12 protein-coding genes and 1 riboswitch are annotated in these 12,487 nt (G+C 71.4%); of the genes, 4 read left to right on the top strand and 8 right to left on the bottom strand.

The window, feature by feature from the left end; translation table 11 throughout:
* Positions 1–50 precede the first annotated feature (50 nt).
* From N8J89_RS02360 to thiO, 3 genes are all read right to left on the bottom strand, one after another.
* Positions 51–812, bottom strand: a complete 762-nt coding sequence (locus tag N8J89_RS02360) for a thiazole synthase (RefSeq protein ID WP_283662722.1) — start codon at positions 810–812, stop codon at positions 51–53.
* Positions 813–1,013 (bottom strand): sulfur carrier protein ThiS, encoded by a 201-nt coding sequence (gene thiS, locus N8J89_RS02355; RefSeq protein ID WP_283662721.1) that lies wholly within the window; start codon positions 1,011–1,013, stop codon positions 813–815.
* Positions 1,010–2,110, bottom strand: coding sequence for a glycine oxidase ThiO (gene thiO / locus N8J89_RS02350; RefSeq protein WP_283662720.1), 1,101 nt, complete (start codon positions 2,108–2,110; stop codon positions 1,010–1,012). The genes thiS and thiO overlap by 4 nt, the downstream gene beginning before the upstream one ends.
* Positions 2,105–2,214, bottom strand: a riboswitch (TPP riboswitch). It overlaps the preceding gene by 6 nt.
* Before the next feature lie 45 nt (positions 2,215–2,259).
* Here thiO and thiE point away from each other — a divergent pair.
* On the top strand, positions 2,260–2,913 hold the full coding sequence (gene thiE / locus N8J89_RS02345; RefSeq protein ID WP_283662719.1) for a thiamine phosphate synthase: 654 nt from the start codon (positions 2,260–2,262) through the stop codon (positions 2,911–2,913).
* A 106-nt stretch (positions 2,914–3,019) separates the two neighbouring features.
* On the opposite strand, the gene N8J89_RS02340 is transcribed toward thiE, so the two are convergent.
* From N8J89_RS02340 to N8J89_RS02320, 5 genes are all read right to left on the bottom strand, one after another.
* Positions 3,020–4,255 carry a S1 family peptidase gene (locus tag N8J89_RS02340; protein WP_283662718.1) on the bottom strand — a complete coding sequence of 412 codons (1,236 nt, stop codon included), beginning with the start codon at positions 4,253–4,255 and terminating at the stop codon, positions 3,020–3,022.
* A 205-nt stretch (positions 4,256–4,460) separates the two neighbouring features.
* A complete protein-coding gene (locus N8J89_RS02335; protein WP_283662717.1) occupies positions 4,461–5,585 on the bottom strand; it encodes a S1 family peptidase in 1,125 nt (374 codons plus the stop codon).
* Between the two features lie 359 nt (positions 5,586–5,944).
* On the bottom strand, positions 5,945–6,775 hold the full coding sequence (locus N8J89_RS02330; RefSeq protein WP_283662716.1) for a hypothetical protein: 831 nt from the start codon (positions 6,773–6,775) through the stop codon (positions 5,945–5,947).
* A 124-nt stretch (positions 6,776–6,899) separates the two neighbouring features.
* Positions 6,900–8,366: an MFS transporter gene (locus tag N8J89_RS02325; protein ID WP_502868406.1), complete on the bottom strand. Its 1,467-nt coding sequence runs from the start codon at positions 8,364–8,366 to the stop codon at positions 6,900–6,902.
* A gap of 43 nt (positions 8,367–8,409) precedes the next feature.
* Positions 8,410–9,162: a GntR family transcriptional regulator gene (locus N8J89_RS02320; RefSeq protein ID WP_252483183.1), complete on the bottom strand. Its 753-nt coding sequence runs from the start codon at positions 9,160–9,162 to the stop codon at positions 8,410–8,412.
* Between the two features lie 223 nt (positions 9,163–9,385).
* Between N8J89_RS02320 and N8J89_RS02315 the strand changes: the two genes are divergently transcribed.
* From N8J89_RS02315 to N8J89_RS02305, 3 genes are read left to right on the top strand one after another with little or no spacing between them, the layout of a single operon-like run.
* Positions 9,386–10,663, top strand: a complete 1,278-nt coding sequence (locus N8J89_RS02315; protein WP_283662714.1) for an extracellular solute-binding protein — start codon at positions 9,386–9,388, stop codon at positions 10,661–10,663.
* A 4-nt stretch (positions 10,664–10,667) separates the two neighbouring features.
* On the top strand, positions 10,668–11,651 hold the full coding sequence (locus tag N8J89_RS02310; protein ID WP_283662713.1) for a carbohydrate ABC transporter permease: 984 nt from the start codon (positions 10,668–10,670) through the stop codon (positions 11,649–11,651).
* 23 nt (positions 11,652–11,674) lie between these two features.
* Positions 11,675–12,481 (top strand): carbohydrate ABC transporter permease, encoded by an 807-nt coding sequence (locus tag N8J89_RS02305; protein ID WP_283666068.1) that lies wholly within the window; start codon positions 11,675–11,677, stop codon positions 12,479–12,481.
* The last annotated feature ends 6 nt before the right edge of the window (positions 12,482–12,487 follow it).

Raw genomic sequence — 12,487 nt, 5'->3', positions numbered from 1 at the left:
ACTGCGACGGGGGAGACGACGACCGCCGTCTTCCCCGCCAGTGCGCTGGTTCAGGACTCGCGCTGCGGGCTGGACGCGTGTGCCCAGAAGCGCTGTGGAATCCGTCCGGCCAGGCGAGCCAGGCGACCGCCTTCGACCGCGGCGCGCATGCCGGCGGCCATCATCTCGGGGTGGGTGGCCCGGTTGACCGCGGTGGCCAGCAGGACCGCTGAGCAGCCCAGCTCCATGGCCAGCGCCGCGTCGGAGGCGGTGCCGATCCCGGCGTCCAGGATCACCGGCACCCCCGCCCTGGAGACGATCAGCTCGATGTTGTGCGGGTTGCGGATGCCCAGGCCGGTGCCGATCGGGGAGCCCAGCGGCATCACGGCCGCGCAGCCGATGTCCTCCAGCTTCCTGGCCAGCACCGGGTCGTCGTTGGTGTAGGGCAGCACGATGAAACCGTCGGCCACCAGCTGCTCACAGGCGTCCAGCAGCTCGATCGGGTCCGGCAGCAGGGTCTGGTCGTCGGCGACCACCTCCACCTTCACCCAGCGGGTCTCCAGGGCCTCCCTGGCCAGCTGCGCGGTGAGCACCGCCTCGGCCGCGCTCTTGCAGCCCGCGGTGTTGGGCAGCGGCTGGATGCCCAGGCGCCGCAACAACTCCAGCACGCCGGTGCCACCCTCGCCGTCCAGCCTGCGCATGGCCACCGTGGTCAGCTCCGTGCCGGAGGCCACCAGCGCCTGCTCCAGGATGGACAGGTTGTGCGCGCCGCCGGTGCCCATCACCAGCCGTGAGCCGAACTCCTGTTCGGCGATCACCAGATGGTCGTCCACTCAACCTCCCTGAACCGCAGTGAGCACTTCCACCACCGAGCCCTCGCGCAGCTCGGTCTCCGCCCAGCTCGCCCTCGGCACCACCGCGCCGTCCAGGGCGACCGCGATGCCCGTGCTGGGCGCGGCCAGCAGGGTCAGCACCTCGGCCACGGTGGCCTGCTCGCCGAGCTGGTGGTCCGTGCCGTTGACCCGTACCTTCATCTGCTCCTCCCGGGGTCGGCTGCCTGTGCTTCGGGGGTGATCTCCTTGCCCGCCACCAGGTCCAGCACCACCTCGGCGGTGACCGGGGCGAGCAGGATGCCGTTGCGGTGGTGCCCGGCAGCCACCAGCAGGCCGGGTTCCAGCCAGCCGAGCAGGGGCAGGTTGTCCACGCTGCCGGGCCGCAGCCCCGCCGCGCACTCGATGAGCGCGTACTCGGCGATGGCCGGCACCAGCTCCTCGGCGTCGCGCAGCAGGTCGCGCACGCCCCCGGTGACCACCTCGGTGTCGAACCCGGCCTCGTACTGGGTGGCGCCCAGCACCAGCCCGTTGTCCGGCCGGGGCACCAGGTAGACCGGCTTGCCGCGGACCAGGCCGCGGATGGTGCGCGCGGGCGGCCGCAGCGCACCGTGCCGGTGCCGCAGCCGCAGGATCTCGCCCTTCACCGGCCGGATCAGGCCGTCCAGCCGGGGGCACAGCCGGGCGCTCCAGGCCCCGGCCGCGAGCACCGTGACATCACTGTCCACTGTGGACCCATTGGTCAGCAGCACCTTGCCGGGCAGGGTTTCCGCGACCTCCACCGCGATGAACTCCACCCCGGTGGCGGTGCACGCGGCGCGCAGCGCGGCCAGCAGCAGCCGGTTGTCCACGGACAGGTCGTCCGGCACGTCCAGTCCACTGCGGACCGAGGGCCCGAGCGAGGGCTCCAGCCGCCGCACCTCGCGCGCGGACAGCTGACGCACTTCCCGGCCCAGCGAGGTCAGGTACTCGGCCAGCCGGACCAGCTCGTCCCGGTCGGCCGCGTCCACCCCGACCGCCAGCGTGCCCGCGGTGTGCAGCCCGGGATCCCGGCCAGCCGCGGTGTGCAGCCGCGCGGCGAACTCCGGCCAGCGCCGCAGCGAGGCCGCGCCCAGCGCGAGCAGGTCCTCCTCCCCCGGCCAGGCCTCGGTGACCGGCGCGAGCATGCCGCCTGCCACCCAGGACGAACCGGTGCCCGGGGCCGGATCGACCACCCGGACGGCGAACCCCGCCGTGGCCAGCTGCCAGGCGATGGACAGACCGATCACGCCGCCACCCACGACGACGACTGCCTTCGACACGAATCTCACGCTCCCTGCGCCGGCATGACCCGGATCAGGTTCGACGGTCGGAGCCAGCAGGCTCCCTCTCAGCCCAGTGCTACCGGGCTCCCGTGCGGACCGAATTCCACCGTAGCAGGCAGAACTGGGAGCGCATAGGCTCCGGTGTCGTGCCTGGACTTGACGGAGAGCAGATTCGCCAGCGGCTGCGTGCGGCGCGGCTGTACCTGTGCACCGACGGCCGCCGGGATCGTGGTGACCTGCCGGAGTTCCTCGACGCCGCGCTCTCCGGCGGCGTGGACATCGTGCAGCTGCGGGAGAAGGGCCTGGAGGCGGCCGAGGAGCTGCGGCTGCTGGCGGTGTTCGCGCAGGCCTGCGCGCGGCACGACGTGCTGCTGGCGGTGAACGACCGGGCGGACATCGCGCTGGCCGCCGGGGCCGATGTGCTGCACCTCGGCCAGGACGACCTGCCGGTGCCGCTGGCCCGGCGGATCGTGGGCGAGGACGTGGTGATCGGCCGGTCCACCCACGACAACGAGCAGTCCGACGCCGCGGCGGCCGAGCCGGGCGTGGACTACTTCTGCACCGGCCCGTGCTGGCCGACCCCGACCAAACCCGGCCGTCCCGCGCCCGGTCTCGACCTGGTGCGGCACACCGCGGCGGCCGGGCACGAACGGCCGTGGTTCGCCATCGGCGGCATCGACGAGCAGCGGCTGCCCGAGGTGCTCGAGGCCGGGGCGGACCGGATCGTGGTGGTCCGGGTGATCACCGAGGCGGCGGACCCGAAGGCGGCCGCGGCGCGGCTGAAGGCACGGCTCACCTGAGGCGGCCGTGGCGTTCCCGCGAGAGAGTGCGGGAACGCCACGGTCGCCTACCAACCCGGGTGCGGCGCGGTCGGGGGGCTGACAACACGCCGCACGCAGGGCAGCTTCAGCCGGTGGCCAGGGTCAGCCGGTAGGTCGCGAGCACCTCGTCCACCGGCTGGTACCAGGACACCGACTCCTCGCCGCGCTTGGCCAGGCAGCTCTCGTTGCGGCCGTCGCCGTTGGCGTCGTAGAGCTCGGCGCCGCTGGTGATGCCCTGGGCCTGGTCGCCGGAGACGTTCGAGCCGCCGGAGTCGCCTGGCTCCACGCAGGCGTTGTGCTGCACCAAGCCGTGCACGGTGATGGTGGAGCCGTCGATCTGGCCGTACTTGACCGTGACGTCGCGGGCGGTGACCACGCCGCAGGTCCACTTGCTGGTGGCGCCGGACTTGCACAGGCTGGCCCCGACCGAGGCCCGCTCCGCGCCCTTGATCGTCACCGCGCCGCCGTCGTGCGTGCTGACCTGGGGCAGCAGCGTCCAGGCCGCCGGGTCCACGGTCACCTCGGCGAAGTCGTTCTGGTCCTTCCAGTTGACCCGGGAGAACTCGCCGATCTTGACGTTGCCCAGGCCGTTGACCAGGCTGCCGCCGTCCGCGCAGTGCCCGGCGGTGAGCAGCCGGGGCTGACCGTCCGCGGTGCGCGCGGTGAACCCGGCCGAGCAGCGGCCACCGGCCGCGCCGCTCAGGTAGATCGCGCCGCCACCGGCCAGGTCACCGGTGGTCGCGGGCGCGGACGCGCTCTCCACGACCTGCACGGCCCCGGCGCCCGCGGCGAACCGCTCGGCCGCAGCCCGGCCGCCGGGCAGGGCGGTGACCACGACCCGGTTGCCCGGCTCGTCCACGTGGAAGCTGGTGACCTCGGGCGGGGCCTGCCGGGCGTCCAGTTCGGCCTTGGCCGCGGCCAGGGCGGAGTGGGAGTGGCGCAGCAGGCGCGGGGTGGCGCCGGTGGCGCGCACGGTTGCGACCTCGGCCGGTTCGGTCACGCCGACCACGGCTGAGCCGGTGGCCGGGTCGAACCAGGAGCCGGCGAAGCTGGCCAGGCGGCCGCGGAGGTCGCCGGCGATGCGCTCGGCGCGACGTTCCTGGCCCAGCCTGGTCACGGCTTGCTCGACGCTGAGGTCAAGATCGCGAGCCAGCGCCGCGACCAGGCCGGAAACGGGGGCCGGGACCGCGCCGAGGCCGGAAGCGCGAGCGGGGACCGCGACGAGGCCAGGAGCGCTGGCCGCCGCCGTGGCGGGTGCGCCGACCGCGAGGCCAGCCAGCACTGCCACCGCCGCCAGGACAGTGACCAAACGTCGGTTCATCCGAGCGCCTTCCCTCTATCGGGCCACTTTGTTAGACCAGACGGGGGAAAGCTAGCGACGGTTTGTGACTTTGCCAAGAGGTCGAGCGGCCTGGATTCGAAGAATTGACAGTGAAAGGCGCCCGCGGGGCAGGGATCCCGCGGACGCCTTTCGGCGGGTGCTGGCGGACCGGCTTGCAGGGCGCCGGCCCACCGCACCCTTACGGTCAGCTTGTGACGAGCCGGAGCCCGTACGCGCTGAGGATCTCGTTCACCGGCTGGAAGTACGTGGTGCCGCCGGAGGAGCAGTTGCCGGAGCCGCCGGAGGTGACACCCTGGGCCTGGGTGCCGGACAGCCACGAGCCACCGGAGTCACCGGGCTCGGCGCAGGCGTTGGTGCGGGTCATGCCGGTCACCGCGCCCTGCGGGTAGCGCACCGTCTGGTTCTTGGCCTGGACGGTGCCGCAGCGCCAGCCGGTGGTGGAGCCGGAGCGGCAGATGGACGCGCCGACCGCGGACTCCGAGGAGCCGGCCACCCGGACGGTGGTGGAGCCGCTGTAGCGGTTCACCACGCCCCGGGGGGTCCAGTTCGAGTTGGTCGCGACCCAGCCGAAGTCGCCGTTGCCGGGGAAGGTCGAGCCGCGGAAGGTGCCCTGGGCGACCCGGTTGAAGCCCTGGGTCGCGGTGCCGGTCCGGCCGCAGTGCCCGGCGGTGACGAAGCCGCCCTGCACCGAGAAGCCGATCGAGCAGCGGCCGCCGCCCATGTAGTAGGCGTCGCCACCGCGCACGTCGTAGAGCGGGGTCGGCGCCTCGTCGGTCTCCACGACCTTGATCGCGGCGGCCTCCGGCAGCGCGGCCAGCTGCGCGCGGGCCTCGTTCGCCGCGCCCGGCTGCACGTTGACCACCACGTTGTTGCTCTTGACGTCGACGTACCAGCCGGTCACGCCCTTGGGCAGGCTCGACTCGGCCGCGTCCAGCGCGCCCTTCACGCCGTCAAGGGCAGCCGCGGTGCGCGACACGACCTTGGCGGTGGCGCCCGCGGCCTCGACCGCGGCGGCCTTGGCCGCGTCGGTCACGCTGACCACGAGCTTGGCGCTGCCCTCGTCGAAGTGCGCGCCGGCGAAGGCGTTGCCGAGGGCGTCCCGCACGGACTTCTCGACCTCGGTGGCCTTGAGCTCACTGGCCACCCGGTCGGCCGCCTGCTCGGCGGTCAGCCCGAGGTCGCGCTGCATGGCCTGCAGCATTTCTGGGGAAGCGAAGCTGTCCGCCGCGGCGGGCAGGCCGCCCGCGACAACCGCACCGGTGGCCAGCAGCGCCACGCCTGCGGCACGTGCTGCGACTGCGATCTTCATCCGTAGCCCTCTCGTGTTGGTGAGACACCGGGCCGTCGATGGCAGGGGGAATGCAGGGGTCGACGGCCCTTTTCGGGGTTTGGCTCAACGAAGTGGAGGCCACCGGCGAGACGCCATCGGTTGCGTGACCGGAAACGAGAGGTCCATCAGCCCGTCCTCTCCGCCAGTGACCATTAGTGACGCAGCGTCATCGCTTCATCACTTTTGGGGGACGTTAAAGACACAGACCTACCCCGGGCATCCGCCGAAAGGAGGAACACGTGTCAGCAGTGGGCCATCCGTGGGCGTGTCGTGTCACATCACGACCTCGGTCGTGGGCAGCTTGCAGTAACGCCGCTAGGCCGTTCCGCCCACTGTGCTCAAGGGCTGGTCGGCGAGTTCCGCTCCGCGGGCGTGCCCGTGGGCGGCGGCGTGCTGCTCGGCGGGCGAGCCGCGCTGCTCGGTGAGTTCGAGGTCGTGGTGGGCGGAGAGCTGGACGTGGTGCTCGGTGGCTGGCTGGACGTGCTGGTCGGCGGGACCTGGCTGGACGTGCTGTTCGGGGCTTCCGGCGTCGTGCTCTCCGTAGTGGAGACGGAGCTGGACGGCGTTGGGTTGCCCGGCTTGGTGGCCGGTTTCCGGTCACCCGGCCCGAACAGCTCGCCGACCGTGGTCCGCCCGCCGCCCGCCTTGCCGGACAGCGGCGCTCCGGTGGCCAGCTCGATCAGCAGCACGCCGCCCATGCCGACCGCGAAGACCACCGCGGTCACCACCGCGACCAGCTGCCAGCGCCGGTACCAGGGCCGCCGCTCGGACTCCGGCGCGGCCTCGCGCTGGGTCTCCGGCTGTGGGGTCTCGGCCTCGGGCTGCTGGGCCCTGGACTCCTCGGTCCCGGCCGCCGCGGCCGCGTGCTCCTCGGTCCGCCCCTCCCGGTCCGCCTTCTCCGCGGCCCGCGCCGCCAGCGCGGCAGTGGCCAGCGCGGTGGGGGCGGTCGCGATGCGCAGGGCCTTGGCCGCGGCCCGGCTGCGTTCCAGCGAGTGCTGGTAGAGCGCGGTGCCCACGGTGCCCACCACACTGGCCACTGCGGCCCCGATGATCGTGCCCGCAACTCCCAGCTGCGCGCCCAGCGCCGCCGCGGTCACCGCCGCCAGCGCGCCTGCGATCACCTGGGTGAAACTGACATCCGGACGGTTCCGCTTGTCCTCGCCGCTCATCTTTCCCTTGCGAATAGCTGTTCCCGGTTACTCCCTTACAACGAAGACGACGGCGCGGACACTCCATTGGTTGGCCAGGAGTGAGCACTGACACAGTGTCCTCAATGGACAGTGCACAGTAGACTCACGCGTTTTGTGACGCGGTGTTGGCGTGTGTTGGCGGAGCGTCCACCCCGCAGCTGAGGCAGTCCGCCGGTTCTTCCGCCGCCAGCACCCGGTTGTCCACACCGAAGGCGAACAAACCACCTGCCGCGCACAGCGCCGCGCACACGGTCAGCGCGATGTGCCAGCCCGCGGTCAGCGCCTCCGGGTTCGCGTACTCCGCGCCGTGCAGACCGGCCAGCGCGGGCAGCACCGCGACCGCGAGCAGGCCGCCGGTGCGGGCCACCGCGTTGTTCACCCCGGAGGCCGCGCCCGCGTGCTTCTCCGGCGCGGCGGCCAGCACGGTCGCGGTCACCGGGGCCACCGCCAGCGCCAGCCCGGCGCCGAAGACCAGCACCCCCGGCAGCACGCCGAACAGGTAGCTCGCACCGGGCACCACCAGGTTGAGCAGCAGGATGCCCGCCGCGATCAGCAGCGGGCCGAGCACCAGCTGCAACCTCGGCCCCAGGCGCTGGGCCAGCCGGCCGGAGCGGGCGGAGAACACCAGCATGATCAGCGAGATGGGCAGCCCGGCCAGTCCGGCCGCGGTCGGCGAGTAGTGCAGGGAGACCTGGAGCTGGAGGACCAGCAGCATCATCACCCCGCCCAGGGCCGCGTAGACCAGGAAGGTCAGGCCGTTGGAGAGCACGAACGTCCGGTTGGCGAACAGCTGCGGCGGGACCAGCGGGTGCCTGCCGCGCACCTGCATCAGCACGAACGCGGTCAGCGCGGCCGCCCCGAGCACCAGGCAGCCCAGCACCAGCGGGTCGCCGATCCCCCTCGGCGGCCCCTCCACCAGGGCCGCGGTCAGCCCGGCCAGGCCGAGCGCGCCCACCGCGGAGCCGAGGAAGTCCACCCGTTCGTGGTCGCCGGAGGCGGTCTCCGGCACGTGCTTGAGCGCCAGCCAGACGCAGACCGCGGCCAGCGGCAGGTTGATCAGGAAGGCCAGCCGCCAGGACCCCGCCTGCACCAGCAGCCCGCCCACCAGCGGCCCGAGCACCGCGGCCAGGCCGGAGAGCCCGGACCAGGCGCCGATCGCGCGGGCCCGCAGCTCACGGGGGAAGCTGGCCTGCAAGATCGCCAGCGAACCGGGGGTGAGCAGCGCTCCCCCGACCCCCTGCAACACCCTGGCCAGCACCAACAGCTCGGTGGTCGGCGCGAGGCCGCACAGCAGCGAGGCCAGTCCGAACCAGACCACCCCGATCAGGAACACCCGGCGGCGGCCGTAGCGGTCGCCCAGCGCGCCCGCGATGAGGATCAGCGCGGCCAGCGTGAGCAGGTAGCCGTCCAGGATCCACTGCAGGCCGCTGACCGAGGCGGAGAACTCGTGCCCGATCGCGGGCAGGGCCACGTTGACGATGGTGCCGTCCAGCATCGCCATCCCCGAACCGAGGATGGTGGTGGCCAGGATGGCCCGCGCCTGGCCGCTGTTCCACTCCATGCCCGGCATTGTGCGCTCGCGGTGGCCCTTGGACGCACAATGCCGGGATGGATCAACCAGGAGGGTTCAACCGGGCGACGAACTTGTACCGGTCGCCCCGGTAGATCGAGCGCACCCACTCCACCGGCTTGCCGTCGGTGTCGAAGGAGTGCCGGGACAGCAGCAGCATCGGCAGGCCGATGTCGGCGCCGAGCAGCTCCGCCTCCTCCGGGGTGGCCAGCGCGGTCTCGATGGTCTCGTCCGCGTGCCCCATCTCCACGCCGAAGCGCTCGCGCAGCACCTGGTACAACGATCCACCTGCGCCGATGTAGCGGCGCAGGCCACGGAAGCGGCCCAGCGCGAGGTGGGTCAGCTCGATGGCCATCGGCTCGCCGTCGGCCAGCCGGAGCCGCCGCAGCCGGAGCACCTTGGCGCCCGGCCGGACCCCGAGCAGCCTGGCCAGCTCCGCCTCGGCCGGTTGTTCACTGGCCTCCAGCAGCCTGGAGGCCGGCTGACGGCCCTGAGCCCGCATGTCCTCGGTGTAGGAGCTCAGCTGCAACCGCTGAGCCACCTTCGGCGCGGCCGCGAAGGTGCCTTTGCCCTGCACCCTGAGCAGCCTGCCCTCCACGGTCAGCTCGGCAAGCGCTTGCCGAACCGTGGTCCGGGACACGTCGAAGTCCGCGGCCAGCGAGCGCTCGGTCGGGATCGGCGAGCCCGGCGGGAGCGAGCGCAGCAGATCGAGCAGATGTCGCTTCAGTCCCCAGTACTTCGGCTCCCGCTGGGTGCGCGGGTTCACGCCCGCCTCAGCCGACGTCACGTCCAGCATGTCCTCCTCCTCGGCATTGGCGCCCCCATACCTTTCTAGTGGTTCAGCATGCCCGTAGGTCGGACAACGGCGCCGCCCAGCCCTCGGAACGTCTTTACAACGTCTTCGCAACTGTCTTGACAGGACATGTGGTCCGGACCACTCTCAGCGCATTGGTCTACACCACTTCAGCGCGCCCGGCCAGCGTGACACGGTCTGACCGGGCTGAAGAAGGGCGGCAACGGTGAAGCGCTGGACAAAGGTAGCCGTGGGTGCTGTGGCAGCAGCACTGACGGTCTCCGGTTGTGCGGGCTCGGGCTCAGGCTCGGGTCAGGGAAGTGGCAAGGAACTCGTCGTGTGGCTGATGAGCGGCTCCGCGCCGACCACGCTGACCGACGAGATGCACAAGGAGTTCGAGGCGGCCCATCCGGGCGTCAAGGTCAAGTACGAGGTCCAGCAGTGGACCGGCATCCAGGACAAGCTGAACACCGCGCTGGCCGGCACCAACCCGCCGGACGTGCTCGAGATCGGCAACACCCAGTCGCCGAAGTTCGCCGAGCAGAAGGTGCTCACCGACCTGACCGCGGACGCGGCCGGCATGGGCGGGGCGAACTGGAGCGAGGGCCTGAAGGCCTCCGGCACCTGGGACGGCAAGCAGTTCGCGGTGCCGTTCTACGCGGCCAACCGGCTGGTGCTCTACCGCAAGGACCTGTTCGAGAAGGCAGGCATCACCCCGCCGACCTCGCAGGCCGAGTGGCTGACCGCGATCGAGAAGCTCAAGGCGGCGCACAAGGACGACCCCGAGTTCCAGCCGCTCTACCTGGCCGGCCAGAACTGGTACACCCTGCTGTCCTTCATCTGGGGCGAGGGCGGTGACGTGGCCAAGCAGGAGGGCACCAAGTTCACCGCCACGCTGAACACCCCCGAGGCCAAGGCCGGGCTGGAGTTCTACAAGAAGCTGGTGGAGGTCTCCGGCACCAAGGCGCCCAAGGACGCCGACGAGGAGAAGCCCCCGCAGGCCGGTGTGTACGGCAAGGGCAAGGTCGGCATGATCGTCGGCCTGCCGTGGGAGGTCGCCACCGCGGCCAAGGAGAACCCCGAGATGACCAAGCTGACCAGCGGGTTCCCCATTCCCGGCAAGACCCCCGGCAGCACCGCGCCGGTGTTCCAGGGCGGGTCCAACCTGGCCATCCCGGCCGGCAGCAAGAACGCCGACCTGGCCAAGGACTACCTGAAGCTGCTCGCCGCGGAGAAGTACCAGCAGCAGCTGGTCAAGGCCGGCATGATCCCCGGCTCGACCAAGGACACCAGCGCGCTCAACAGCGACCCGGTCTCGGCCGCGATGGCCAAGGCTGCGGTCAACGGCAAGGCGGTCCCGGCCAGCCCGAACTGGGGTTCGGTGGAGGCGGGGGCGAACCCGATCAAGACCATGCTGACCGCGTACCTGACCGGGGCGAAGAGCCTGGACCAGGCCGCCTCGGACGCGAACACGGCGATCCAGCAGGCGCTCGCGGGCAAGTAGCGCGATGACCGCGACAGTGGACACCACGGTGCCGGCGGGGGCGACCCCGCCGGCACCGTCGGCGCATGGACCCGGTCGGCGTGCGCGCCGGCGCTCACTCGGCGACACCCTGTTGCCCTACCTGCTGATCGCGCCCGCGATCATCGCGCTGCTGGTCCTGCTGGGCTGGCCGGCGATCCAGGTCATCCTGATCAGCTTCCGCAAGCTCGACCTGGGCGAACTGGTGCGCGGCGAGCTGGTCTGGAACGGCTTCGCCAACTACGCGGAGATCCTCGGCGACCCCGAGTTCTGGCTGATCACCCTGCGCACAGTGGCCTTCACCGCGGCCTGCGTGGCCGGCACGGTCGCGCTCGGCCTGCTGATCGCGCTGCTGATGCGGCAGGTCGGCGGTGGCACCCGGCTGGTGCTGCAGATCAGCCTGGTGCTGGCCTGGGCGATGCCCATCCTGGCCGCCACCACGGTGTTCCAGTGGATCTTCGACCAGAACTTCGGCATCCTGAACAAGACCCTGGTGCTGATCGGCTTCGACTCCTTCCAGGGCTTCTCCTGGTTCTCCTCCGGGGCCTCCACGCTGACCGTGATCGCGCTGCTGATCATCTGGCAGGGGGTGCCGTTCATCGCGTTCACCCTGTACGCGGGGCTGCTGTCCATCCCAGGCGACCTGTACGAGGCGGCCGGCATCGACGGCGCCTCCGGCTGGCAGGGCTTCCGCGCGGTCACCTGGCCCGCGCTGGCGCCGATGGTCGGCCTGGCCACCTTCCAGTCGATCCTGTGGGACTTCAAGGTGTTCACCCAGGTGTGGGCCATCCGCCAGGGCGGTCCGGACGGGGAGAGCACCACGCTGCCGGTGCTCCAGTACATCAAGGGCATCTCCGGCAGCCACTTCGGCGTGGCCGCCGCGGTCGCGGTGCTGATGATCCTGGTGCTGACCGTGCTGGTCGGGCAGTACATGCGACTGCTCATCCGGCGTCAGGAGGGTGCGCTGTGAGGACCAAGAGCCGTCCGCAGCGGATGCTGCTCACCGCGGTCGCGCTGCTGCTGGCCGGGCTGTTCTTCTTCCCGACCTACTGGATGATCAACTCATCCCTGCGGCCGTCGAACGCCAACCTGACCACCGACTACGACCTGTTCCCGACCTCGGTCACGTTCGAGAACTTCGTCACCGCGATCAGCAAGCCCGGCTTCACCAACTTCGTCACCAACAGCCTGATGGTGGCGGTCGGGGCCATGCTGTGCGCGGTGGCCGCCGGCATCCTGGCCGCGATCCCGCTGAGCAGGCTGCGCTTCCGCGGCCGCAAGGGTTTTGTGCTGCTGGTGCTGATCGCGCAGCTGGCGCCGCTGGAGGCGCTGCTGATCCCGATGTACCTGCTGATGCGCGATGTCGGCCTGCTCAACATGCTGCCCGCGCTGCTGCTGGTCAACGTGGCCACCACGCTGCCGTTCACCATCTGGACGCTGCGCGGCTTCGTAAACGGCATCCCGGTGGACCTGGAGGAGGCGGCCATGGTGGACGGCTGCTCCCGCTGGGGCGCCTTCCGCCGGGTCACCCTGCCGCTGCTGGGACCGGCGCTGGTGAGCACCTCGGTGTTCTCCTTCATCACCGCCTGGAACGAGTTCCTCTTCGCCCTGGTGCTGATGCGGGACCAGACCAACCAGACGCTGCCGGTGTGGCTGTCCACGTTCAGCACCGTCTTCGGCACCGACTGGGGCGGCACCATGGCCGCCTCGGTGGTGTTCGCGCTGCCCGTGCTCATCTACTTCCTGATCGTCCAGCGCAACCTGGTGGCCGGGAACACCGCCGGCGCCGTGAAGGGATAGTCCACA

The organism is Crossiella sp. CA-258035 (genome assembly GCF_030064675.1).
Classification (GTDB): Bacteria; Actinomycetota; Actinomycetes; order Mycobacteriales; family Pseudonocardiaceae; genus Crossiella.
The sequence above is the reverse complement of the archived record's forward strand: the minus strand, read 5'-3'. Positions and strand labels throughout refer to the sequence as shown.

Excerpts from the sequence above, each read along its gene's own strand:
- thiS (WP_283662721.1), bottom strand. The coding sequence starts at position 1,013 with ATGAAGGTACGGGTCAACGGCACGGACCACCAGCTCGGCGAGCAGGCC.
- N8J89_RS02340 (WP_283662718.1), bottom strand. The coding sequence starts at position 4,255 with ATGAACCGACGTTTGGTCACTGTCCTGGCGGCGGTGGCAGTGCTGGCT.
- N8J89_RS02335 (WP_283662717.1), bottom strand. The coding sequence starts at position 5,585 with ATGAAGATCGCAGTCGCAGCACGTGCCGCAGGCGTGGCGCTGCTGGCC.
- N8J89_RS02330 (WP_283662716.1), bottom strand. The coding sequence starts at position 6,775 with ATGAGCGGCGAGGACAAGCGGAACCGTCCGGATGTCAGTTTCACCCAG.
- N8J89_RS02325 (WP_502868406.1), bottom strand. The coding sequence starts at position 8,366 with ATGCCGGGCATGGAGTGGAACAGCGGCCAGGCGCGGGCCATCCTGGCC.
- N8J89_RS02320 (WP_252483183.1), bottom strand. The coding sequence starts at position 9,162 with ATGCTGGACGTGACGTCGGCTGAGGCGGGCGTGAACCCGCGCACCCAG.
- N8J89_RS02310 (WP_283662713.1), top strand. The coding sequence starts at position 10,668 with ATGACCGCGACAGTGGACACCACGGTGCCGGCGGGGGCGACCCCGCCG.
- N8J89_RS02305 (WP_283666068.1), top strand. The coding sequence starts at position 11,675 with ATGCTGCTCACCGCGGTCGCGCTGCTGCTGGCCGGGCTGTTCTTCTTC.